Source organism: Rhodoferax sp. (assembly GCF_025354435.1).
Classification (GTDB): domain Bacteria; phylum Pseudomonadota; class Gammaproteobacteria; order Burkholderiales; family Burkholderiaceae_C; genus Rhodoferax_B.
In genome coordinates this window covers 13,837-35,849 of sequence record NZ_JANXMU010000031.1, presented here as the reverse complement: position 1 = coordinate 35,849, position 22,013 = coordinate 13,837, and the positions used below count along the sequence as shown (strand labels likewise).

The window sequence follows — 22,013 nt, the reverse complement described above, 5'->3', positions numbered from 1 at the left end:
CACAGTGACGGGTACTCGCCTCGGTGCTCCTGCACCATGCGCACTGCGCGCTTACGCACCTCAGGGGAAAACTTGTTCGACTTCATGGCTCAATCCTCTCAGAGATTTGAGCCTCCTCAAAACACGGGGCGGTTCATCTTGCCGATGATAGGCGGCACCTGGTGCAGAAGGAGCATAGCTGTCCTGCAATACGGGATACTGCTCTATCCGCAGGCATATGTCGTCCCAGAACTCAATTTCCACTGGAAAGCACCCAGCCGCCTCTCGCCGGTCCGAAAGCTCCTGAACTTGCTTCAGTAGCACCGCATCATTCGGTGCGGTGGTTGCCAGTATCATTTTCTTGATGGGCGTAGAAAACTTGTCGGCTTTCTCAACCTCGTCCAGCACGTTCTGCCAAGTAACTGGCTTGGTGGTGTACTTCTTACACTGAATCCCGACCCGACCGATCGCGGAGTCCTTGACGAAAACGTCGATACCCCCTTGAGCTTGCCCCCTACGACCATTTATTTTGGGCGTGCGGTCATTGAAAACGACCCCATAGACATGGGCGCACATACGTTCGAAGTCAGCCTCGTTACGAGGAGATGCAAGTTCAAGTGGAATGCTATGCAAGTCTGACCTTTTATCTTTATTTTTCGTTTGCTGGCTAGTGCCTTGTTTACATACTAAATCTAGCCCGCCGCCGCCTGCCTGGCCACATGCACCTGGTGCAAGGTGATCTTGCGCACCTCGGCCTGGCTGCTCTGGATGTGGGCGCGCAGCAGCATGGCGGCCTGGTCGCCGCGGTGGCTGCGGATGGCCTTGAGGATCTTGGCGTGCTCCTCATACGTGGCGGTGATGCGCGCCTGCTTGGTGAAATCGAGCCGCCGGATGATGCGGATGCGCTCAGTCACATCGCTGTGCACACGGGCCATCTCGGTGTTGCCTGCGGCGCGCACCAGGGCGCAGTGGAATTCTTCGTCCCAGCGGGCCACGGCGATGCCGTCGGTGCTGCGCTGGGCCACCGGCACCAGCCAGATGGCCACCAGTTCCTCCAGCAGCGCGTGGTCGATCTGGATGTGCGCTGCCCCTGCCCCCGCGCCGCCTTCGCACAGGCGGTGGGCGGCGGTGGTTTCCAGCACCATGCGCAGGTCGTAGAGCTGCTCAAACTGCTCGAAGTTGAACGGCAGCACCCGCCAGCCGCTGCGAAACAGCACCTCCACATAGCCCTCTTGCTGCAGCCGGATCAGCGCCTGCCGCACGGGAGTGCGCGACACGCCCAGGCGTTCGCTGATCTCGTTTTCGGTAAAGCGGTCGCCGGGGACCAGGGTGAATTCACCCACGTCGCGCTTGAGCTGGGCATAGACCTCGTCGGCGCGCGAGCGGTATGCGGTGGGTTCTGCAGGGGGGGTGGGGGTGGGAGTCAAAGATTGCACGGGGCAAACTTTAGCAGTTGCAGCACACCGGCTTTCACAGGGCGGCCAATGCCCGTACGACCGCGGTGCTGGGCGCCGTCCAGCCGACGATGCCGCCCTGCGCGCGCACCATCTCCAAGGTGGCGGCCTTGAACTGGGGGAAGTAGCTCTCGGTGCAGTCTTCCAGCAGCGGGCCGTCATAGCCACGGTCGTTGGCCTCGCGCATGCTGGTCTGCACGCAGACTTCGGTGGTCACACCCATGAACAGCAGCTGCTGGATACCGCGCTGTTGCAGCATCTCGTGCAGGCCGGTGGCGTAAAACGCGCCCTTGCCGGGTTTGTTGATGACGATCTCGCCCGCCACCGGGGCCAGCGCCTGGATGATCTGGTTGCCCGGCTCCCCCGCTACCAGAATGCGGCCCATCGCGCCCATCGCGCCCAGGTCGCCAATGCGCAGCGCCGGGTTACCCCGGTTCCGCTTGGCCGGGGGGCAGTCGGACAGGTCGGGCCGGTGCGCCTCGCGGGTGTGCACCACCAGGCCTCCTGCCGTGCGCCAGGCCGCCAGCATGGCCTGGCAGGCGGGCACGATCGCCTCCAGCAGGGCCACGTTGTTGCCCAGGGTGGCGCCAAAGCCGCCGGGCTCGATGAAGTCGCGCTGCATGTCGATGATGACCAGGGCGGCGTGGGGCAGGTCCAGCGGGTAGTCGAACGGCAGGGCGGGGATGTTCATGCAGCCTCCTTGTGGTCGTCGTGGCCACCACCCATGTGGGCACCTAGGATGTGGCGCTCGGCGGTGGCGGCAGGGGTTTCAAACACAATGCGGCCTTCGCTCATGACCACGATGCGGTCGGCCAGCTCCAGCAGTTCGTCCAGGTCTTCGCTGATCAGCAGCACTGCGCCGCCACGGTCGCGCACACCCAGGATGCGGCTGTGGATTTCGGCCACGGCGGCAAAGTCCAGGCCGAACACCGGGTTGGCCGCAATCAGCACATTGATCTCGCCCGCCAGCTCGCGGGCCAGCACGGCGCGCTGCACGTTGCCGCCCGACAGGCTGCGGATGGGCGCGCCCTCGCCCTGCGTCTTTACGCCATATTCCTGGATCCATTCACGCGCCCGGCTGCGCCAGGTGGAAAAGCGCAGCAGGCCGCCCACGTTCAGCGGTGCCTGGTCGAAGTCGCGCAGCGCCATGTTTTCGGCCACCGACAAATCTCCCACGCAGGCATTGCGCAAGGGTTCTTCGGGCAGGCTGCGCACCTTGAGGCGGCGGTTGTCGGCGCGGCGGGCGGCATAGGGCTCGCCCATTACCTGCACCCGGCCGCTCAGGCGCGCGCGCTGGCCCACCAGCGCCTCCACCAGCTCGCGCTGGCCATTACCCGAGACACCGGCCACGCCCAGGATCTCGCCCTTGCGCACCTGTAGACTCAGACCGTGCAAGGCCAGGGTGCCGCGGTCGCCCTGGGCTTTCAGGTCGTCCACCTGCAGAGCGACAGGACCTTCATTTGCTGCACTTTGTGTAGCACGTCGTGTAGGCATATCCTGCGCCAGAGCACTATTTGACTCAGAACTTTCACCCATCATGGCCTGGGCCAGGGTGCGCGTGAGTTCCTGCGGCGCAGCCCCAGCCACCCGGTCGTGGTGCACCGCCTTGCCGCGGCGCAGCACCGTCACACCATCGGCATAGGCCAGCACCTCGCGGAACTTGTGGGTAATGATGAGCACGCTGCACTGGCCGCTTTGGGCGAAGGCGCGCACATGGCCCAGCACCTCGTCGGCCTCTTGCGGGGTGAGCACCGAGGTGGGCTCGTCCAGGATCAAAAGGCGGGGCTTCAGGTAGAGCTGTTTCAGCAGTTCCAGCTTTTGCTTCTCGCCTGCCGCCAGCTCGGCGGGGCGGGCATCCAGGTCCAGGCTGAAGGGCGTAGTGGCCAAAAAGGCTTTGAGCTCGGCGCGCTTGGCGGTCCAGTCGATCACCGCGGGCAGGGTGCCACCGGCCAGCAGCAGGTTCTCGGCCACCGTCATGCCCGGTGCCAGGGTGAAGTGCTGGTAGACCATACCGATGCCCAGGCTGCGCGCCACGATGGGGTTGGCAATGTCCTGCTCGCGCCCGTCGATCAGGATGCTGCCCTCTTCCGCGCGCTGGAAGCCCGCCACGCATTTCACCAGAGTGCTTTTGCCCGCACCGTTTTCACCTAGCAGGGCGTGCACCGAGCCAGGTTCGACGCGCATCGTCACGCTGTCCATGGCGGTGAAGCTGCCGAAGCGTTTGGTCAGCAAATAGGTGTCCAGCGTCAGCGCGCCGGTGCCCGCCGGAAGCGCGCCAATGGGAGTGGTGTCGGAGGCCATGGAGTTCCTTGGGTTAGACAACGGCCAGCAGCGCGGCGGACGTGGCGTGCGCACCGAACACGCCGCCCTGCATGGTCACCATGTTCAGCGCCGCCTGGTGGTTGGCCGGGTCGGTGGCGGCGGTGCAGTCGGACAGCAGCAGGCACTCGTAGCCCCGGTCGTTGGCATCGCGCATGGTGGTGTGCACGCATACGTCGGTGGTAATGCCCGCGAAAATCAGGTTCTGCACGCCGCGCAGGCGCAGCACCATGTCCAGGTCGGTGGCGTAGAACGAGCCCTTGCCGGGCTTGTCGATCACCACCTCGCCGGGCAGCGGGGCCAGCTCGGGGATGATCTCCCAGCCGGGTTCACCGCGCACCAGGATGCGCCCGCAGGGGCCGGGGTCGCCGATGCCGACACCGTCCGCGCCAATCTGGCGCGAGCGCCAGCGCTTGTTGGCGGGCAGGTCGGCCAGGTCGGGCCGGTGCCCTTCGCGGGTATGGATGATGTGAAAGCCCAAGGGCCGCAGCCGGGCCAGCACGGCGGCGATTGGGGCGATGGGTGCGCGGGTCAGGCCGATGTCGTAGCCCATCACGTCCACGTACCCGCCGACCCCGCAAAAGTCGGTCTGCATGTCGATGACGATGAGGGCCGTGTTGTGGGGCCGCAGCGCGCCGTTGTAGGGCCAGGCGTAGGGGTTGGCCTGGACGAAGCGGGGGGAGGTTTGCATGGTCATTCTGCCAACCGGGTGGTGGAAGGGCTGGGGTAAGGATTGGCTTCCGGGCCCTTGTAGGCCCGCGTGGGCGCATCGAAGCCGCAAGGTGTGCCATCGGTGACCGCCACCTCCCAGGGCAGCTTGTACTGGCCGGTCGCCATGTCCTGCATGTAGGTGTAGGGAAAGTCCTGCGCCCCACCTTTGACGGCCACGTAGCCGCGGTGGTAGAGCTGGTACATATTGTTTTCTACGCCCCAGCCACTGCGGGCCTCGCGCACTAGGTCGGGCCGCAGTTCGGCGGTGATGATTTCATCGGGGCGGCCACTGCCCTGCACCATCACCGTGCCGTCGAAGTGGCAGAACATGCCCTCGCCCATGGAGTCGAAAGTGCCGTCGCTGCCACACATGCAGACACTGGCGGTGTAGGCCAGGTTGCAGAAGGCGTTGGCCTGGTTGGTGATCTTCCAGGCATGGCGGATGGGTGCGGTGTAGCCCGCCGTACGCAGGATGATGTCAGCCCCCTTGTACGCCGCCTCGCGCGCCATTTCGGGGAACATGCCGTCGTGGCAAATGATGAGGGCCAGGCGGCTGCCGTTGGGTCCGTCGCACACTGGTATGCCCAGGTTGCCAGGCTCCCAAGGCTCTACCGGCACCCAGGGGTGCAGCTTGCGGTAGTACAGCCGGATGCGGCCGGTATCGTCGATGATGAGGCCGCTGTTGTACGGATTACCGCCTGGGTGCTGCTCCATGATGGAGAAGCAGCCCCAGATGCGGTTGTCCACACAGGCTTTTTTGAAGGCGGCCACCTCGGGCCCGTCCAGCGAACACATGATGGCGGGGTTGGTGTCCATGCTCAGGCCATGCAGCGCGTACTCGGGGAACACCACCAGGTCCATGCTGCCCTGGTTGCGGCGCGCCTTGGCCACCAAGTCACAGATGTGCCGGGTTTGCGCGGCCAGCTCGACCGGGGTGGTGACCACCGGCAGTTGCAACTGCACCAAGCCAATGACCACGCCATTTTTTGATTTATTCAAGCCACCAAAACCGCTCACGGCATTCTCCTAGCGTGTAGAGGACAGTTCGCCCGGGCTGCCCACGGCCACGCTGCCGGGCTTGCAGGTCAGCACCAGAATCACCAGGGTCAGCACATAGGGCACGGTGTTGAACAGGTGGTAGCCCCAGCCAATGCCCACCGACTGCATGGCCGGGCCAATCGCCCCGGCACCGCCGAACAGCAGGGCCGCGCCTACGCAGCGCAGCGGGCTCCAGCGCGCGAAGATCACCAGCGCCACGGCGATCAGGCCCTGGCCGCTGGAGATGCCTTCGTTCCAGCTACCGGGGTAGAACAAAGTGAGCGACGCACCGCCCAGGCCCGCCATGAAGCCGCCCGCCGCCGTGGCCGCGATGCGGATGCCGGATACGGAATAGCCCAGCGCCCGCGTGGCATTGGCCGAGTCGCCCGCCAGCCGCACCAGCAGGCCCCAGCGGGTGCGCGCAAACGCCCACCACAATGCCACGGCCAAGGCGATGCCGATGGGCAGCAGTGCGTTGATTTGCAAGGCCGCCTGCACCACGGTGGAGTCACTCCAGCCACCCAGCGCGATGGCCGGAATCTGCGGTGCCTGCGGCTGGATCAAGGGCTTGCCCAGGTAGAAGGCCAGCCCCGTGCCCAGCAGCATCAGCGCAATGCCTGTGGCCACGTCGTTGACCCGTGGCAGCGAGCACAGCACGCCGTGCAAGGTGGCCAGCAGCGCCCCCGCCATGGCCCCGGCCAGCACGCCCAGCCAGGGCGAGCCGGTCAGGTAGGCCCCGCCAAAGGCCGTCATGGCCGACAGCACCAGCACGCCTTCCAGCCCGAGGTTGATGCGGCCGGACTTTTCGGTGAGGCATTCGCCCAGACTCACGAACAGGAACGGCGTGCCCACCCGCAAGGCCCCGCCAATAATTCCGGCGAAAAGCGCTACCCATTGGTCTGCAGTCATGCCACCTCCACCGGTTTACGCATCTTGGCAAACACCGTTTTCCAGTCCACGTCGCGCAGCGCTTCGCTGGCCAGGATCAGCACAAAGGCAATGCCTTGCAACACCATCACCGACGCGTCCGGCAGGCCCAGGCGGCGCTGCAGCAGGCTGCCTGCAGCACCAAAGCCACCGAACAAAATGGCGACCGGCACGATGGCCACCGGGTTGTGCCGGGCGATGAAGGACACCAAAATGCCCGCGTAGCCGTAGCCCGAGATCAGCGAAGCATTGGCATTGGTGTGCACCGCCGCTACCTCCACAGCACCGGCCAGCCCGGCACCGGCACCGCCCAGGGCGCAGGCGGTCAGAATCAGTTGCGTAGCGGGCAGGCCCACCAGTTGCGCTGCGAGCGGGTTGCCGCCCACCACGCGGATCGAGAAGCCCGATACCGTCCAGCGCAGCCACAGCCCCAGGGCGACGCAGGCCAGCACGCCCAGCACCAGCCCCCAGTGCACGTCCGAACCCGCAATGCCAGTAATCAGCATGCCCTCGGGCAGGGAATGGGTGGCGGGCTTATTCAGGCTGGCCGGATCGCGCAGCAGGCCTTCCACCAGGTGCTTGAAGATGCCGATGGCGATGTAGGCCAGCAGCAGGCTACTGATGGTCTCGTTGATGCCGCGCGCCTGTCGCAGCCAGCCCGCCAGCATGATCCACAGCGCCCCGGCCAGCGCGCCCGCAGCGCACACCAGCGCGGTGCCCAGCAGATTGGCGGGTAGGGGCAGCAAGGTGCCTGCGGCGGCAGCGGCCAACCCGCCCAGCACCAAAGCGCCCTCCCCGCCGATGATGACTAGCCCGGCGCGCGCCGGCAGCGCCACGCATAGGGCCGTCAGCATCAGCGGTGCCGAGCGCTGCAGCGTGTTTTGCCACGAAAACCAGTCGCCGAACGCGCCCTTGAACAGGGTCAACCACATGTCCAACGGGCTGACCCCAGCAAACCAGACGAACGCGCCGAACAGCAGCAGTGCCAGCGCAATGGCCGATGTCGGCAGCAAGATGTCTTTCATGGCGGTGGCTTAGAAACTGCCTTGTACGCCTTCGACCAGGTAGTTCATGCTTTCCAGCACCGGGTCGGTCTGCTTCAAGACCTTGCCTGCGGCGATGACCTCTTTGCCCTTGTTGTCCTTCAGCGGGCCTTTGAAGATGTCGAACTTGTCGCCCACCATCTGGGCCTTGATGCCGTCGGCCTGCTTCTTGGCGGCATCGGTCACCATGGCACCGTAGGGCGAGGTTTTCACGTAGCCGTCTTTCAGGCCGCCGCGCAGGAAGTTGGGGTGCGGCTTGCCCGACTGGGCCGCGTCGATGGCGGTTTTGTAGGCGGTGAACCAGTTCCACTCGGCACCGGTGAGGTAGGCGTTGGGGGCCAGCTTGGCCTGGCTGGCGTGGTAGCCGCACACCATCTTGCCGCGCTTGGCAGCGGTTTCCACAATCACCTTGGGGCCGTCCACGTGCATGGTGAACACGTCGCAGCCCTGGTCGGCCAGGCTGTTAGTGGCCTCGGCTTCCTTGACGGCCATGGACCAGTCGCCGGTGAAAATCACGCTGCAGGTAATGCCGGGCTTGACCGAGCGCGCGCCCAGGGTGAAGGCGTTGATATTGCGCAGTACCTGCGGAATCGGCTTGGCCGCCACGAAGGCGATCTTGCCGCTCTTGCTCATGTGGCAAGCGATGACACCGTTCAAGAACTGGCATTCGTCGATGTAGCCAAAGAAGCTGCCCACGTTCTTAGGGTGCTTGCCCTCGGTCCACATACCGCCGCAGTGCGAAAAGCGCACATCGGGGTACTTGGGCGCCAGCGCCAGGATGTGCGGGTCAAAGTAACCGTACGAGGTAGGAAACAGCAGCTTGGCACCGTCTTGGGCAATCATGCCGGTCATGGTTTTCTGCACGGCCGAGGTTTCGGGCACGTTCTCTTCCTCCACCACCTTGATGCCGGGCATTTTCTTGGCCTCGGCCGCCGCCGCCGCCTGCGACTGGTTGTAGCCGTAGTCGTCACGCGGGCCGACGTAGATCACGCCGATGGTCAGCGGTGTCTGTGCCCGGGCCAGGTTGCCCAGGCCACCCAGCGTGCTGGCAGCGCCCAGAGCGGCGATGGTTTTCAGGGAGTCGCGGCGGTTGAAGGTGGTCATGGCAGTCCTTTCGGGGGGAAGTGTGAAAAGGGAGGCTGGATCAAAACGGTGCGTAAAACGGAATCTTTCTTGGATACAAGAATGGATGCAAAATGTGTGCCTGCTGCTGAATAAATTGGGCATCCATGGCATTCACAGTGCGGGCAGCCCGGCATCGCCCAGCGGGCCCACCCGCACAATGGCCGCGACCGGCCCGCCACCGGCCGGGCCCTGGTGCTCGGCCCCGCCAGACACATACAGGGCGGTATCGCCCACCACCGAGGCCAGCACCGCGCCCACGGCAGCCCGTGCGTGGCGTGTGGCATTGATGTCAGAGTCGTTCAGCATGGTGTGCCGCGCCCCACGCACCTGGCCATCGGGGCTGGCTTCAGCTTTGGCCAGCAGGTTGACCAGACCGGGCAGCACCGATACACCATCGCCGCCCAGCTCCAGGGCCGCGTGTAGCATCCGGCGTACGCTGGCCGCATCCACCGCGTCGCGCATCACGGTATGGGCGATACGGTACGGCGATGCCGCCCCCTCGGCTTCGCCCAGCACGATCACCACATTGGCTTCCAGCTCGATGCCCGCCGACGCAGAGGCCCGTGCCGAATACAGCGACCAGTCCGACAGCAGCGCCGCCGCATCCACAGGAGGCGGTATTTCGCCCAGGGCCAGCGCCACACCCAGTGCAGAGGCCCCACGGGAATAGGCCATGGACTCGTAGCTGTCGTGCGTCACCGGCCTAGCGCCGCGTTGCAGCGCGGCATGCACTTTGGTGGAGGTCAGCAACGGGCACTTGATCTGCACAAAATGCACGTCGGCGGCATCGGCGATACTTGCGTCGTGCATGGCTTCCCGCACGGCCACGGCCGTGCACTCAATCTGGGCGCTACGGCCTATCTCTTCAGGTAAAAAGTCGCGGGTATGCGCCACGCCCACCACCAGGCGCTTGCCAAGCTTTTGCGGCTCGGCGGTCACCCAGCGGCGCGAAAACACCGTGAAATGGGGCGACAGCACCCCTTCGGTGCCGCCCGACATCACCAGTGCCACCCGCTGCCCTACTTCGCTGGGCGAACACCCAAGGTGCGGACTGAGAAAATCGCACCAGCGGGTGACCGCAAAGTCACGCGTGAAATCGTTGACGCAGCCATTGCCTTCGGTCTTGCCCATCACCGCTACGATATCGGCCGGGCGTAGCGCACCGCTGTCGACCAAGGCCTGCACGCCCCCCAGGTCGCCAGGGCCGCTGCACAGCACCCGGTGCACATCGATGTATTGCACTTGCGCGCTCATCGGCGTACCCGGCGCGTCACAGCAAGCTCACATGCGCGGCCACCACCCGCCAGCCCTGTACCGTGCGCAGCCAGGTCTGGCTTTGGCGGCCGGTGGTGGCACTGCCTTCGCGCCGGAACTCGACATTGGCCGTCGCAAAGTCCTGTCCGTAGGTAGTGAGCACGGTTTTCAGCAACTGGCGCTGCAAACCCTGGGCCGGACGGCCTGCGCGGAAGGCCTGGATGGCATCGAAACCGTAGAGGTTCTCGGTGGCGCCGTAACGCAAGGTGTGCGGGCTGTTCCAAAACAGCTCGTCCAGCACCTCGACGCGGTTGTGCACCAGGGCATCTTCGTAGCGGTTGAAAACGGCCTGCACTTCGGCCAGGACTTCGGGCAGGTTGATGGGGTAGTCCATGGGCGTCCTTCAAAGATTTGCAACGGGCGCACGGCAGACACCTGCTGCCTCGAGCACGGCGGCGGCGCGCAGCACCAGGTCTTCGCGCCAGGGTGCGGCAATCACCTGTACGCCGATGGGCAAATGCGGCAATTGCGGGTCCATACCCCACACCGGCACGGCGCACACCGGCAGGCCGATGCAGGAGATGGGCTGGGTCAGCACGCCGATGTTGGGGCGCAGCGGCAGGTCGCGGCCGTTCAGATCCAACCGCTCGGTTCCTAAGAGCGTGGCGGCACAGGGCGTGGCGGGGGTGAGCAGCAGGTCGTATTTTTCAAACACCTGGGCGGCGGCTTGGGCGTAGCGTCGGCGCACCCGCTGGGCGCGGGCTACCCAGGCGGCAGGGATCAAGGCACCAGCCAGAAAGCGGTCGCGCGACAGGGGTTCAAAGTCTTGCGGGCGGCTGCGCAAGTTGTCTAGGTGCAAGGCCGCGCCTTCGGAATTGGTGATCAAAAACGCAGCAGCGCGGCCCGCCTCGACCCAGGGTAACTCCACCGTGTCGATGGCACCCAGCGCCTGTGCCACGGTGGCCACGGCGGCCCGGGCTGCGGGCAAGGCGTTATCAAAGAAGTAGCCGCCCAGCATGCCGATGCGCAAACCGGCAATGCCCAGGTGCAGCTCGGTCACTACATTTTCGATAGCACGTTGTGCACAGCCTGCATCCACGAATGGGCTATTTTCCTCATAACCCTGCATCGCGTCATAGGCCAGGGCCAGATCGCCCACGCTGCGGGCAAACGGCCCCAGGTGGTCCAGGCTGGTGACAAACGGGAAACTGCCGGTACGCGGCAAGCGCCCAAACGTGGGTTTGAGGCCGAACACGCCGCACAGCGACGAGGGCACGCGGATGGAGCCATTGGTGTCCGAGCCCAGCGCCAGCGGCACCTGCCCCGCCGCCACCGCCGCACCCGAGCCACCCCGAGGAGCCTCCCGCCGTGCGGGCCAGGTCGTGCGGGTTGTGGCAGGCACCCTCGTGGGTGTTCTCGGTGGTGAAGCCGTAGGCGTATTCGTCCATGTTCAGCGCGCCGACCAAGATGGCCCCTGCGGCTTCCATGCGCTGTACCAGCAGGCCGTCGGCCGTGGCGGGCGGGCTGTCGCGCTCGATCTTGGAGCCCGCCAGCGTGCGCAGCCCGGCGATGTCGAACAGGTTTTTGGCGGCGAAAGGCACGCCCAGCAAGGGTAGTGCGGCCTGGCTGCCATCGGCCAGGCCCGCGTCGATCTGCGCCGCACGCTGCAGGGCACGGGCCTGCACCACGTCAGTGAAGGCGTTGACGCGGCCGTCGGTGGCGGCGATGCGATCCAGGCAGGCCTGCACCAGTTGCGTGGCCGTCACTTCGCGGGCCGTGACGGCGCGGGCCATGCGGGATGCGTCCTGCAGCCACCAGTCGGCGTTGGTCGTCATGGCTTGCTCCGGGGCGTTACGGGGATGAAGGCCATGGGCGATTCGTCATGCACGGTCAGCGGAGCGGCATTCACCAAGTCGGCAAAGCCCGAGGCCAGCGCAAAGTAGCGCAGCACACCGAGGCGCGATTCGCCCAATTGCAAGCCGATGGCGGCGGCCGCCGCATCCACGTAGGTTTCCAGTTCCTGCTCGGTCATTTCAGCAACTCTCCTTGGACATACGCGCGCCATCCGCCCCAGTGGCTGATGTCCCGCGCCCCTGCCAGCGCCTGTGGCTCGCAGATAAAGCCCTGCACGCTGCTGCCATCGGCCAACGCCAGGGTACCTATGCCCAGCGGGGCCGGAACCAGCGCCACGAAAGAGCCGTAATGGGCCACCGGCATCTCCCAGATCTCCACGGCAATGCCTGTGCCCTGGCCGGGCGCGACACGCAGCAGACCTGGCTTGGGTGGCACTGTGCCGGGCAGGGCAAACAGCTGGTAGTCCGGCGCGGTCGTGGTGCTGACGACCAGGCGCGCCTGGCGCTCGGTCAACTGGCTATTCAAAGGCATGCCGGATAGGTGCGCACCGACCACTGCCACCCGCACCACCGCCTGGGCTTGGATGCCGGGCAGCGCTTGTAGCGCAGGCAAGGGCAGGTCCAGCGCACCCTGCAGCATGCCGCTGGCGTGGTGGTAGCGCTGGCCCAGCTCGGCCAGTTGCCAGTCGCTGCCGCAGGGGCCGATCAGCGTGATGCCAAACGGCAGGCCGTCGGCGCGCAGGCTGCTGGGCACCGAGATGGCGGCGTAGTCCAGCAGGTTGACGAAGTTGGTGTACGCGCCCAGGTTGCGGTTCAATACCACCGGATCGGCCTGCATTTGTGCAATCGTGTAGTGCGTGGGCGCGGTGGGCACCAGCAGCACATCGATGCCTTCCCACATGGCCGCAGCCTGCTGGCCGTAGGCCCGCAAGCGCACCTGGGCATCGACCAGATCGGCGGCGCTGTAGGCCCGCCCGCTGGCCAGAATGCTGCGCACCGGCTCGATGACCTCGGCCTCGTGCGCATCAAAGAAGCCGCGCACTGCGGCATAGCGCTCGGCCACCAGCGCGCTGTCGTACAACAGTGCGGCGGCGGCGGCCAGCGGGGCGTAGGCAATGGTGACGGGTGTGCCGCCCAGCGCACAGAGCTTGTGTATCGCCTGCTGGAAGGCCGCTTCGGCCGCCGTGTCGCCATAAAAGACCAGGGTGTCGGGCACTCCAAAGTTGAAACGTGCGGGCAAGGGGCTGCTGGCCAGAGCCAGTGGGCGCGAAAACGGGTCCAGCGGGTCGTAGCCCATGGCCGCCTGCAGCACCTGGGCGGCGGTGCCCACGCTGCGGGCGAAGATGGACACGCAGTCCACACTTTGCGCGGCAGGCACCAGCCCCCGCGTGCTGACCAGGCCCTTGGACGGCTTGATGCCGACGATATTGTTCAGCCCGGCAGGTACGCGGCCCGACCCGGCGGTGTCGGTGCCCAGCGCAAAGTCCACCTGCCCGGTGGCCACCACATAGGCCGAACCCGAGCTGGAGCCGCCCGACACGTAGGCGGCGTTGAACGCATTGGGCACCGCGCCATAGGGTGAGCGCGTGCCGTTCAGGCCGCAGGCAAACTGGTCCAGATTGGTTTTGCCCAGCAGCGACGCACCGGCTTGCAGCAGCTTTTGCACCACGCTGGCATGCGCCGTGGGCGCATAGGCAAAGGCAGGGCAAGCAGCAGTGGTGGGCAGGCCCAGCACGTCGATGTTGTCCTTGGCCGCGAAACGCAGGCCAGCCAAGGGGCCCTGCACAGCGCCCGCGATGGACGAGTCAGCACGCGACAACCAGGCTGCGGCGGCGGTACCGCTGTGTGGCGATTCGGTTTGCACCATGTTGAAACATCCCATCTTGTATCCAAGACAAGATGCAAACTACGTGCCAGCTAGTGGAGCGTGCCGACGGCCCCCAGCCGATTCTGGCCGCCCTGGTTAAAATCGCGGGTTGCCTGCCCACCCGGCAGCGCCCCGTTTTGCTCTGGAAACCACCTTGTCTTACGCCTCCGAAACCCGCCGCCGCCGCACGTTTGCGATCATTTCCCACCCGGATGCGGGTAAAACCACGCTGACCGAAAAGCTGCTGCTGTTCTCGGGCGCGATCCAGATTGCAGGATCGGTGAAGGCGCGCAAGGCCACCCGCCATGCCACCAGCGACTGGATGGAGATTGAAAAGCAGCGCGGCATCTCGGTGGCCTCGTCGGTCATGCAGATGCTGTACCGCGACCACGTGATCAACTTGCTGGACACGCCCGGCCACAAAGACTTCTCGGAAGACACCTACCGCGTGCTGACCGCAGTGGATTCGGCCCTGATGGTGATCGACGCGGCCAATGGTGTGGAGGCGCAAACCCGCCGCCTGATCGAGGTCTGCCGCCAGCGTGACACGCCCATCATCACCTTCGTCAACAAGATGGACCGCGAAGTGCGCGAGCCGCTGGACATACTGGACGAGATCGAGCGCGAACTCGGCATGCCCTGCGTACCCATGACCTGGCCCGTAGGCCAGGGCAAGAGCTTTGGCGGCATCATGAACCTGCGCACCCAGAGCATGACGGTGTTCGACTCTGGCAAGGAACGCCTGCCGCAAGAGTTCGAGACCATCGCCCTGGACAACCGCGCCGAGCTGCTGAAGCGCTTTGGTGCCGAATTTGAAGGGGCCGAGCAAAGCATGGAATTGGCCGCCGGGGCCTCCCCCGCCTGGGACCTGGAGGCCTTTTTAGCCGGCAAGCAAACCCCGGTGTTCTTCGGCTCCGGCGTGAACAACTTCGGAGTGATGGAAGTGCTGGACGCGCTGGTCGATCTGGCCCCACCGCCGCAGCCCCGCACCAGCACCACGATGGTGAATCGCCAGCCGGTGGTGAAAGAGATCCAGCCCGACGACAAGGCTTTTGCCGGTGTGGTGTTCAAGGTGCAGGCCAATATGGACCCGGCGCACCGCGACCGCATTGCCTTTGTGCGCATGGCCTCGGGCAAGTACACGCCCGGCATGAAGCTGCGCGTGCAGCGCACCGCCAAAGAGCTGCGCCCGACCAGCGTGGTGACCTTTCTGAGCCAGCGTCGCGAGGCGGTGGACGAGGCCTATGCGGGCGACATCATCGGTTTTACCACCCATGGCGGCGTGCAGCTGGGCGACACCATCACCGACGGTGCCAGCCTGCAATTCACCGGCCTGCCCTTCTTCGCGCCCGAGCTGTTCATGACGGTGATTTTGAAGAACCCGTTGCGCACCAAGCAGTTGCAGCAGGGCCTGGCCCAGCTGGGCGAAGAAGGTGCCATCCAGGTGTTCCGTCCCAGCGTTGGCGGGCCGATGCTGCTGGGTGCCGTGGGCCAGTTGCAGTTTGAAGTGGTACAGCACCGCCTGAAGTCAGAATACGATGCCGACGTGCGGCTGGAAGGCTGCCAGTACACCGGTGCGCGCTGGATCACCGCCGACACCCCGGCCGAGCTGCGCGCCTTCACCGATGCCTACCCGATGCGCATGGCCCACGATGCGGCCGAAACCCTGGCCTACCTGTGCACCTCGCCCTACGATGTGCGGCTGGCGCAAGAGCGTTTCCCGAAGATCCATTTCCACCCGCTGCGCGAACACGCGGGCCTGGCGCTGCAGAACGCAGGCTAAACGCGGAATGAAACCATCGCCGCAGTTTCTACGCTTCTGCATGGTCGGCATTATCGGCCTGGGCGTGGACCTGGCGGTGCTGTATGCCTCGGCCTGGGCTTTGGGCTGGTATGGGGCGCGGGTGCTGTCGTTCATCGCTGCGGCCACCGCCACCTGGTGGCTGAACCGGCGCTTTACCTTCCAGGCCGGAGTAACGGACACGGCTTCGGCTGTGCAACAGTACCTGCGCTACATGGTGTCGATGCTGGGGGGGGCGGTACTGAACTACTCGGCCTATGTGGCCACTCTGCACTGGATCGACCTGCCCGGCAAGGCCGCGCTAGGCGTGGCCTTGGGTAGCTGCGCAGGCCTGCTGTCCAACTACCTGACGGCCCGGCATCTGGTGTTCAAACAGAAGCATCAGGCCTGACGCTCTACCTCCAGCGTCGAATCGCAGCCGATTCCCGCGGCCACCCAGCGCCGCGCCCAACGGCCCAACAGCGGAGCCGCCCAGCGCCAACGCGGGCCTAGCACCTCGGCAGGTTGCGCAATGGCACCGCACAGATAGCGGGCCTGCACACCATTCCAACGCAAAGCCGCACACGCACCGCTGCGGCGACCCGACAACACGATGCCCAGCGGACACGGAGCCGACAGGCAGCAAACGCCGCAGCCGTTGCACGGCGCGCCCACGATCGGTTTGGCCGGAGCGGCGGGGTGGACGTGGAGCACCTGCCAGTCGGCGGGGGATGGATGGGGCATAGGCGATTGTGGCCTAGCCATCTAATGCTATTGATTAAATAGCTACTCGCGCAGGTGGAATATACGCTAGAGGCTTAAAAAGCTTAAAAAACATCAGGTAAGGAAACTGCTGCGCAGGGTTTGGTACAGCGCCCCGAAGCGCTGGTAACGGGCCACCTCGGCAGCCACCTGCGCCACGGGTTCGAAGCGCTGGGCCACGGGCGGGCTCAGGCATACGTCCGCTTCCACACCACCATCGGCCAGCCAAGCTAGGCGCGCCGCACCCAGCGCACCACCGGTGGCACCGCCCTCTTGCGTCACCAGCGGCACGCCCAAGGTGTTGGCCAGCTCTTGCGACCACCAGGCACTGCGGGCACCGCCGCCCACCACCGACAGCGCGCCGATGGGCTGGTCGGTGGCCAGGGTGCGCCAACCGTCGCACAGGCCGAAGTTCACGCCCTCCACCACGGCGTAGGCCATCGCGGCAGCGTCATGGCTGTGGGTCAGGCCAAACAGCACGCCCTGGGCGTTCGGGTTGTTGTGCGGCGAGCGCTCGCCCGACAGATAGGGCAAAAACAGCGGCGCATTGGCGCGGGCGGTGGGCGACACCTGGGCGGCGGCGGCCAGCAGCGCGGCTTCGTTGTCATAACGCAGCAGCTTGGTGGCCCAGCTCACCGCACTGGCAGCGGACAGCATCACCGACATCTGGTGCCAACGGTTCGGCAGTGCGTGGCAAAACGCGTGCACCGCCTGGGCCGGGTTGGGCCGAAACGAGTCGGTGGCCAGAAACACCACGCCAGAGGTCCCCAGCGACACAAAGCCCTGGCCCGGCGACACGACGCCCATGCCCACGGCGCTGGCGGCGTTGTCGCCCCCACCACCGGCCACCGGCAGACCGACCCGCAGGCCCCAGCGGATGGCGATGTGGGACGACAAACCGGCGGAGACGGCGCTGCCCTCGACCACGCGGGGCATGTGCGACACGTCCAGGCCACAGGCGGCCAGCAGCTTGGGCGACCAGGCGCGTGCGCCCACGTCCAGCCACAGGGTGCCAGAGGCATCGGAGCAGTCGGTCACGGCCTCACCGGTCAGCAGCAGGCGCAAATAGTCTTTGGGCAACAGCACGCGGGCGGTTTGCTTGAATATCTCGGGTTCATGCTCGCGCAGCCACCACAGTTTGGGCGCGGTAAAGCCGGGCATGGCCAGGTTGCCAATGATGTCGGCCACCTCGGGCACGGCTGCGGTCAGGGCCACGCAGGCTGCACCGCTGCGGCCGTCGTTCCACAGAATGGCCGGACGCAGCACCTTGTCTTGCGCGTCCAGCAGCACCGCACCGTGCATCTGACCCGACAGGCCGATGGCCCGCACGGCAGACAGATCGGCCCGGTGGCTGGCCGCCAGCTGGTCCATCACCGATTCCAGCGCGCGCCACCAGCTGTGCGGGTCTTGCTCCGACCACAGGGGCTGGGGCTGCTGCACGCTGAGCTGCGCATGCGCCACCGCCACCACCCGGTGGTCGTCGGCCAGCAGCAGGGCTTTGAGTTCGGAAGTGCCGAGGTCGAGTCCTAAATACATGAGGGGTTCTTTTCAGTTCTTGTTGCCAAATCTTGCTTCGGCCTGGCGGCGGAAGTCTTTGGGGGTCATGCCTTTGATTTGCATGAAACGGCGGTTGAAATTGGCGACGTTGTTGAAGCCCACGTCGTAGCAGACGTTGTTGATGTAACGGTCGGTCTCCATCAGCAACTGGCAGGCACGGTTGATGCGTAGGCGGTTCACAAAGTCGGTAAAGGTGTTGCCGGTGGCACGTCGGAAGTAGCGGGAGAACTGGCTTTCGGTCATGCCGACGCGTTCGGACACTTCACCCATGGTGAACTGCTCGGCGCTGTGCTCGGTGAGGTAGCTGACGATGCCGCTGATTTGCGCCAGCGAGGCATCGTCGTCAAAGCTTTGCATCTGCACGGTGGACAGCAGCCGGTAGTCGGTGCAGCGGGCCAGACGGTCCAGCAGCATCAGAAATTCGCCATACCGGGCCATACCGTGGCTGTTTTTGATGCGCACCAAGGCATCGCGAGCGACCTCGCTCATGTCGAAGAATTCAATGCCGTGGCGGGCGCGCTCCAGCAGGGGCAGCACGCTGTGCAGCTCGCCCACTTCGGCCCCGGCCTGGCGCAGCGGCGTTTCTGAAAACTGCAGCACCATGTCGCGCAGGTGGACGACCTCGTCCGAGCCGTCACTGCTGATCCAGTTGTGCGGCAAGCGCGGGCCGGTCAGCACCAGATTGCCGGGCTCAAAGTGGCCGATGTAGTCGCCCACAAACAGCTTGCCCCGGGTCTCGACGATGAGGTGCAATTCACATTCTTCGTGCTGGTGCCAGCGCACCAGCGGCGTGGGAATACCGTGCTCTAAATAGCGCAGGCTGCCGGGCATCTCCAACGGCTCGTAGCCCAGTGTCAAATGGCGGCCCAGGTCGTGTTCCAGCTCTGGTTCGCGGTCCCGTTGTCGAACGCTGGCCATGGTGATCTCCTTGTGAACCTGTGACAGTACCACCATCCCCGCTCAGGCATGGATGGTGGTGCTCAGCAAGCTCAAACTTTCAACATGAACTGCTGAACCTGGGCGCTGGCTTTTTGCAGCGCTGCCACCAGGCGTGGATCGCCCGCCAGCTCGGCCCAGAACGGCACATTGCCCGCCAGCGCCACCACCGGGTCGGCGGCATCGCACATGGCATGCGCCACGGCGGAGTCCATCGCCTGGTCTTGGTAAACGTAAGACAGCTCGCCCCGGTGCCAGCGCTGCAGAAACGCCAGGAACAGCGCAGGCAGCACGGCCACCGCGTCGATGCTGCGGCCCTGGGCCAGGCACTCGCGCACCGTGGGGGCGATGAAGCCGGGCATCTTGGAGAAGCCGTCGGCAGCCACGCGCTGGTTGGTATCCAGAATGGCGGCGTTGCCAAAACGGTCCAACACCACATCGCGGTAGGTCGGCAGGTCCAGCGGGCAGGGGTGCTCGGGCGTATCCAGGCAGGGGATCACGTCGGTGGTGACGTAGTCATAGGCCATTTTGCGGATGCGCGCATCGTGCGTGCCTTCGTGGATGTAGGTGTAGCCCGCCAGCGTACCGGCCCAGGCAATGCAGCTGTGGGTGGCGTTGAGCAAGCGGATCTTGGCTTCTTCAAACGCCGCCACCGACTCCACCATTTGCACGCCCACGGATTCCCAGGCGGGGCGGCCGTTGCAGAAGTTGTCTTCGATCACCCACTGGATGAAGGATTCACCCATGATGGCGGCACCGTCGTCCCAGCCGGTGGCGGCCAGCACGCGGCCCCGCAGCTCGGGCGCGGGGCGCGGCGTGATGCGGTCCACCATGGCATTGGGGCAGGTGGTGTTGGCCAGCACCCAGGCGTGCAAGGCCGTGTCGCCCACCAGTTGGATGAAGGACAGCAGACCCTTGCGCACGCGGTCACCGTTGTGGCGCAGGTTGTCGCAGTTCAGCAGCGTGACCTTGCCACCGCCGCTGGCCATGCGGGCGCGCAGGATGGCGGTGAGTGCAGCGTAGATGCAGCTGCCGGGTTGGCCGTTTTTGGCACGGGCCAGGTCGGCGGCCAGGTCGGGGGAGCTCAGATCGAGCTGGTCGTTGGCATCCAGGTAGTAACCGGCTTCGGTGACGGTGAAGGAGATGATACGGGTGCTGGCATCGGCCCCCACCCGAATCAACCCGGCGAGGCTGGGTTCGTAGGGCACGATCTGGCGGATGGACTCGATGCGCTCGTAGCTGCGCTCGTCGGTGGGGGTAACGGTCTCCAGCGTATAGGCACCGCCCTGGGCGGCCAGGGCCGCCATGGTTTCGGGGATGTCGGGGCGGGTGTTACCCCCGGCCAGCGACCATTGCAAGGAACCCGGATCGCCGCTAGCGCGCAGCTTGTGCATGTAGACGGCCTGGTGGGCGCGGTGGAACGAGCCCACGCCCAGGTGCAGCATGACGTAATTGGTAGCAGACATTCTGGGCAACTCCTTACGACAGTGCGACCGTACGGCCCGCGCTGTCAAAACAATGCAAGGTGTTCAGGTCGAACTCCAGCGTCACCGGGTCGCCAATCTGCAGGCTGGTGCGCTCGGCCTGGCGCGAGATCATCTGCGTGCCCATCACGTCCACGTGGATCAGGGTGTCGGCCCCCAGGGCTTCGATCAGTTCCACCTTGCCGGGTACGCCCGCGCTGCCCACCGGCAACACCCGCACGCCTTCGGGGCGCACGCCGATCAGGCCGTCCTGGGGCACCCGGCCTGCGGCCTGGCCTGCCAGCGCGCCAAACTGCGACAACTGGGCGGCCTTGACGATGTTCATCGACGGCATGCCGATGAACTGCGCCACAAACTGGTTGGCGGGCTTGTCGTATAGCTCCAGCGGTGCGCCGACCTGCTCGATGGCTCCGTCACGCAGCACCACCACGCGGTCGGCCAGGGTCATGGCTTCCACCTGGTCGTGGGTCACGTAGATGGTGGTGACACCCAGGGCGCGGTGCAGCTTGTGGATTTCGACCCGGGTCTGGCCCCGCAAAGCCGCATCCAGGTTGGACAGGGGTTCGTCGAACAAGAAAATCTTCGGGGCCCGGACGATGGCGCGGCCAATGGCGACGCGCTGGCGCTGGCCGCCGGAGAGCTCTTTGGGGGTGCGCTTGAGGTAGGCGGTGAGGTTGAGCTTGTCGGCAGCGGCTTCGACCTTTTTCTTGATCTCGTCCGGGGCCACCTTGGCCAGCTTCAGGGCGAAGGACATGTTGTCGAACACCGTCATGTGCGGGTACAGGGCGTAGCTCTGGAACACCATGGCCAGCTCGCGCTGGCTGGATGGCAGGTGGGTGATGTCCTTGCCATCGACGTGGAGGGTGCCGCCATCGGTGGTTTCCAGCCCGGCGATCATGCGCAGCAGGGTGGACTTGCCGCAGCCGGACGGGCCGACGAAGACGATGAATTCGTTTTTATTGATATCGAGGTCGATACCCTTGATGGCGCGGTGCTCGCCAAAGAATTTTTCAACACCACGGAGTTGCAGAAATGACATGATGGAATCCTTGAATGGGGTTACAGCCCGGGGCACACGCCCCGGACGGTGGAACAGTTACTTGACAGCACCAAAAGTAAGACCTTGCACCAGTTGTTTCTGGCTGAACCAGCCAAACACAATGATGGGTCCGATGGCCATCAGCGAGGCCGCCGACAGCTTGGCCCAGAACAAGCCTTCAGGGCTGGAGTACGAGGCGATCAGCGAGGCCAGCGTGCCGGCGTTGGCCGAGGTCAGGTTCAAGGCCCAGAAGGCTTCGTTCCACGACAGCACCAGGCACAGCAAGCCGGTGGACGCAATACCGCCCATGGTCAGCGGCAAGATCACCCAGCGGAACTCTTCCCACACGGTGGCACCGTCCAGGCGCACAGCTTCCAGAATGTCCTTGGGGACTTCCTTGAAGGCGCTGAACAGCATCCAGACCATGATCGGCAGGTTGGACAAGGTGAACACGATGACCAGCGCGGTCAGCGAGTCCAGCATGCCGACGGTCTGCGCCATCACGTACACCGGCACCAGGGCACCCACGGCGGGCATCATCTTGGTCGATAGCATCCACAGCAGGATGTCGCGGGTCTTCTTGGTGGGGAAGAAGGCCATCGAGTAGGCGGCAGGCACCGCAATCAGAATGCCCAGAATGGTCGAACCCAGACTGGTGATCAGCGAGTTGCGGGCAAACAGCAGGTAGTTGCTGCGCTCTTGCACTTCGGCAAAACTGGACAGCGTAGGCGAGAAGAACAGGTGCCCGGCGATGGCCTGGCCTTCGGTCTTGAACGCGGTGATGCCGACCCAAAACAGCGGGAAGAACAAGAACAGCGCGATGCCCCAGGCAAACACGGTGCGCCACAGCGGAAATGGTACTTTTTTCATCATGATGGTGCTCCC

General features: G+C 65.2%; 21 protein-coding genes and 1 pseudogene. 2 read left to right on the top strand and 20 right to left on the bottom strand.

Going from position 1 to position 22,013, the window contains the following annotated elements:
* Nucleotides 1-60 precede the first annotated feature (60 nt).
* The 14 genes and pseudogenes from Q0T48_RS07700 to atzF form a co-directional block, all read right to left on the bottom strand.
* On the bottom strand, nt 61-612 hold the full coding sequence (locus Q0T48_RS07700) for a restriction endonuclease (RefSeq protein WP_295954668.1): 552 nt from the start codon (nt 610-612) through the stop codon (nt 61-63).
* A 59-nt stretch (nt 613-671) separates the two neighbouring features.
* On the bottom strand, nt 672-1,415 hold the full coding sequence (locus tag Q0T48_RS07695; RefSeq protein ID WP_295954665.1) for a GntR family transcriptional regulator: 744 nt from the start codon (nt 1,413-1,415) through the stop codon (nt 672-674).
* 34 nt (nt 1,416-1,449) lie between these two features.
* The gene (locus Q0T48_RS07690) at nt 1,450-2,124 is read right to left on the bottom strand and encodes a cysteine hydrolase (protein WP_295954664.1); all 675 of its coding nucleotides are present in this window, start codon (nt 2,122-2,124) and stop codon (nt 1,450-1,452) included.
* A complete protein-coding gene (locus tag Q0T48_RS07685; RefSeq protein ID WP_295954661.1) occupies nt 2,121-3,734 on the bottom strand; it encodes an ABC transporter ATP-binding protein in 1,614 nt (537 codons plus the stop codon). The genes Q0T48_RS07690 and Q0T48_RS07685 overlap by 4 nt, the downstream gene beginning before the upstream one ends.
* A gap of 13 nt (nt 3,735-3,747) precedes the next feature.
* On the bottom strand, nt 3,748-4,449 hold the full coding sequence (locus Q0T48_RS07680; RefSeq protein ID WP_295954659.1) for an isochorismatase family cysteine hydrolase: 702 nt from the start codon (nt 4,447-4,449) through the stop codon (nt 3,748-3,750).
* Complete coding sequence (locus Q0T48_RS07675) at nt 4,446-5,480, bottom strand: formamidase (protein ID WP_295954657.1); 1,035 nt, start codon at nt 5,478-5,480, stop codon at nt 4,446-4,448. Before Q0T48_RS07675 ends, Q0T48_RS07680 begins: the two co-directional genes overlap by 4 nt.
* 9 nt (nt 5,481-5,489) lie before the next feature.
* Nucleotides 5,490-6,410: an ABC transporter permease gene (locus tag Q0T48_RS07670; RefSeq protein WP_295954655.1), complete on the bottom strand. Its 921-nt coding sequence runs from the start codon at nt 6,408-6,410 to the stop codon at nt 5,490-5,492.
* Nucleotides 6,407-7,453, bottom strand: a complete 1,047-nt coding sequence (locus Q0T48_RS07665) for an ABC transporter permease (RefSeq protein ID WP_295954652.1) — start codon at nt 7,451-7,453, stop codon at nt 6,407-6,409. The genes Q0T48_RS07670 and Q0T48_RS07665 overlap by 4 nt, the downstream gene beginning before the upstream one ends.
* A gap of 9 nt (nt 7,454-7,462) precedes the next feature.
* Entirely contained in the window at nt 7,463-8,575 is a 1,113-nt protein-coding gene (locus Q0T48_RS07660; protein ID WP_295954650.1) for a BMP family ABC transporter substrate-binding protein, read from the bottom strand.
* A gap of 132 nt (nt 8,576-8,707) precedes the next feature.
* On the bottom strand, nt 8,708-9,850 hold the full coding sequence (locus Q0T48_RS07655) for a ring-opening amidohydrolase (protein ID WP_295954647.1): 1,143 nt from the start codon (nt 9,848-9,850) through the stop codon (nt 8,708-8,710).
* Between the two features lie 16 nt (nt 9,851-9,866).
* Nucleotides 9,867-10,244, bottom strand: a complete 378-nt coding sequence (gene hpxZ, locus Q0T48_RS07650; RefSeq protein WP_295954644.1) for an oxalurate catabolism protein HpxZ — start codon at nt 10,242-10,244, stop codon at nt 9,867-9,869.
* 9 nt (nt 10,245-10,253) lie between these two features.
* Nucleotides 10,254-11,643: pseudogene (locus tag Q0T48_RS07645) on the bottom strand (AtzE family amidohydrolase).
* A 38-nt stretch (nt 11,644-11,681) separates the two neighbouring features.
* Complete coding sequence (locus Q0T48_RS07640; protein ID WP_295954641.1) at nt 11,682-11,882, bottom strand: DUF4089 domain-containing protein; 201 nt, start codon at nt 11,880-11,882, stop codon at nt 11,682-11,684.
* Complete coding sequence (atzF, locus tag Q0T48_RS07635) at nt 11,879-13,585, bottom strand: allophanate hydrolase (RefSeq protein ID WP_295954639.1); 1,707 nt, start codon at nt 13,583-13,585, stop codon at nt 11,879-11,881. The genes Q0T48_RS07640 and atzF overlap by 4 nt, the downstream gene beginning before the upstream one ends.
* A gap of 139 nt (nt 13,586-13,724) precedes the next feature.
* Between atzF and Q0T48_RS07630 the strand changes: the two genes are divergently transcribed.
* Both Q0T48_RS07630 and Q0T48_RS07625 read left to right on the top strand, forming a co-directional pair.
* Complete coding sequence (locus tag Q0T48_RS07630; protein ID WP_295954637.1) at nt 13,725-15,353, top strand: peptide chain release factor 3; 1,629 nt, start codon at nt 13,725-13,727, stop codon at nt 15,351-15,353.
* A gap of 7 nt (nt 15,354-15,360) precedes the next feature.
* The gene (locus Q0T48_RS07625; protein WP_295954633.1) at nt 15,361-15,762 is read left to right on the top strand and encodes a GtrA family protein; all 402 of its coding nucleotides are present in this window, start codon (nt 15,361-15,363) and stop codon (nt 15,760-15,762) included.
* Here the strand turns inward: Q0T48_RS07625 and Q0T48_RS07620 are convergent.
* From Q0T48_RS07620 to Q0T48_RS07595, 6 genes are all read right to left on the bottom strand, one after another.
* Nucleotides 15,753-16,094 (bottom strand): hypothetical protein, encoded by a 342-nt coding sequence (locus Q0T48_RS07620; RefSeq protein WP_295954630.1) that lies wholly within the window; start codon nt 16,092-16,094, stop codon nt 15,753-15,755. The genes Q0T48_RS07625 and Q0T48_RS07620 overlap by 10 nt on opposite strands.
* A gap of 93 nt (nt 16,095-16,187) precedes the next feature.
* The gene (xylB, locus tag Q0T48_RS07615; RefSeq protein ID WP_295954627.1) at nt 16,188-17,648 is read right to left on the bottom strand and encodes a xylulokinase; all 1,461 of its coding nucleotides are present in this window, start codon (nt 17,646-17,648) and stop codon (nt 16,188-16,190) included.
* A 12-nt stretch (nt 17,649-17,660) separates the two neighbouring features.
* Nucleotides 17,661-18,587, bottom strand: coding sequence for an AraC family transcriptional regulator (locus tag Q0T48_RS07610; protein WP_295954625.1), 927 nt, complete (start codon nt 18,585-18,587; stop codon nt 17,661-17,663).
* 71 nt (nt 18,588-18,658) lie between these two features.
* The gene (dalD, locus tag Q0T48_RS07605) at nt 18,659-20,050 is read right to left on the bottom strand and encodes a D-arabinitol 4-dehydrogenase (RefSeq protein WP_295954674.1); all 1,392 of its coding nucleotides are present in this window, start codon (nt 20,048-20,050) and stop codon (nt 18,659-18,661) included.
* A 34-nt stretch (nt 20,051-20,084) separates the two neighbouring features.
* Nucleotides 20,085-21,128, bottom strand: coding sequence for a sn-glycerol-3-phosphate ABC transporter ATP-binding protein UgpC (ugpC, locus tag Q0T48_RS07600; protein WP_295954622.1), 1,044 nt, complete (start codon nt 21,126-21,128; stop codon nt 20,085-20,087).
* Nucleotides 21,129-21,185: 57 nt separating this feature from the next.
* Nucleotides 21,186-21,998 (bottom strand): carbohydrate ABC transporter permease, encoded by an 813-nt coding sequence (locus Q0T48_RS07595; RefSeq protein WP_295954672.1) that lies wholly within the window; start codon nt 21,996-21,998, stop codon nt 21,186-21,188.
* Between the last annotated feature and the right edge of the window lie 15 nt (nt 21,999-22,013).

Excerpts from the sequence above, each read along its gene's own strand:
- Q0T48_RS07665 (WP_295954652.1), bottom strand. The coding sequence starts at position 7,453 with ATGAAAGACATCTTGCTGCCGACATCGGCCATTGCGCTGGCACTGCTG.
- Q0T48_RS07670 (WP_295954655.1), bottom strand. The coding sequence starts at position 6,410 with ATGACTGCAGACCAATGGGTAGCGCTTTTCGCCGGAATTATTGGCGGG.
- Q0T48_RS07620 (WP_295954630.1), bottom strand. The coding sequence starts at position 16,094 with ATGCCCCATCCATCCCCCGCCGACTGGCAGGTGCTCCACGTCCACCCC.
- xylB (WP_295954627.1), bottom strand. The coding sequence starts at position 17,648 with ATGTATTTAGGACTCGACCTCGGCACTTCCGAACTCAAAGCCCTGCTG.
- hpxZ (WP_295954644.1), bottom strand. The coding sequence starts at position 10,244 with ATGGACTACCCCATCAACCTGCCCGAAGTCCTGGCCGAAGTGCAGGCC.
- Q0T48_RS07680 (WP_295954659.1), bottom strand. The coding sequence starts at position 4,449 with ATGACCATGCAAACCTCCCCCCGCTTCGTCCAGGCCAACCCCTACGCC.
- Q0T48_RS07625 (WP_295954633.1), top strand. The coding sequence starts at position 15,361 with ATGAAACCATCGCCGCAGTTTCTACGCTTCTGCATGGTCGGCATTATC.
- Q0T48_RS07660 (WP_295954650.1), bottom strand. The coding sequence starts at position 8,575 with ATGACCACCTTCAACCGCCGCGACTCCCTGAAAACCATCGCCGCTCTG.
- Q0T48_RS07610 (WP_295954625.1), bottom strand. The coding sequence starts at position 18,587 with ATGGCCAGCGTTCGACAACGGGACCGCGAACCAGAGCTGGAACACGAC.
- dalD (WP_295954674.1), bottom strand. The coding sequence starts at position 20,050 with ATGCTGCACCTGGGCGTGGGCTCGTTCCACCGCGCCCACCAGGCCGTC.
- Q0T48_RS07595 (WP_295954672.1), bottom strand. The coding sequence starts at position 21,998 with ATGAAAAAAGTACCATTTCCGCTGTGGCGCACCGTGTTTGCCTGGGGC.
- atzF (WP_295954639.1), bottom strand. The coding sequence starts at position 13,585 with ATGGGATGTTTCAACATGGTGCAAACCGAATCGCCACACAGCGGTACC.
- Q0T48_RS07640 (WP_295954641.1), bottom strand. The coding sequence starts at position 11,882 with ATGACCGAGCAGGAACTGGAAACCTACGTGGATGCGGCGGCCGCCGCC.
- ugpC (WP_295954622.1), bottom strand. The coding sequence starts at position 21,128 with ATGTCATTTCTGCAACTCCGTGGTGTTGAAAAATTCTTTGGCGAGCAC.
- Q0T48_RS07685 (WP_295954661.1), bottom strand. The coding sequence starts at position 3,734 with ATGGCCTCCGACACCACTCCCATTGGCGCGCTTCCGGCGGGCACCGGC.
- Q0T48_RS07690 (WP_295954664.1), bottom strand. The coding sequence starts at position 2,124 with ATGAACATCCCCGCCCTGCCGTTCGACTACCCGCTGGACCTGCCCCAC.
- Q0T48_RS07655 (WP_295954647.1), bottom strand. The coding sequence starts at position 9,850 with ATGAGCGCGCAAGTGCAATACATCGATGTGCACCGGGTGCTGTGCAGC.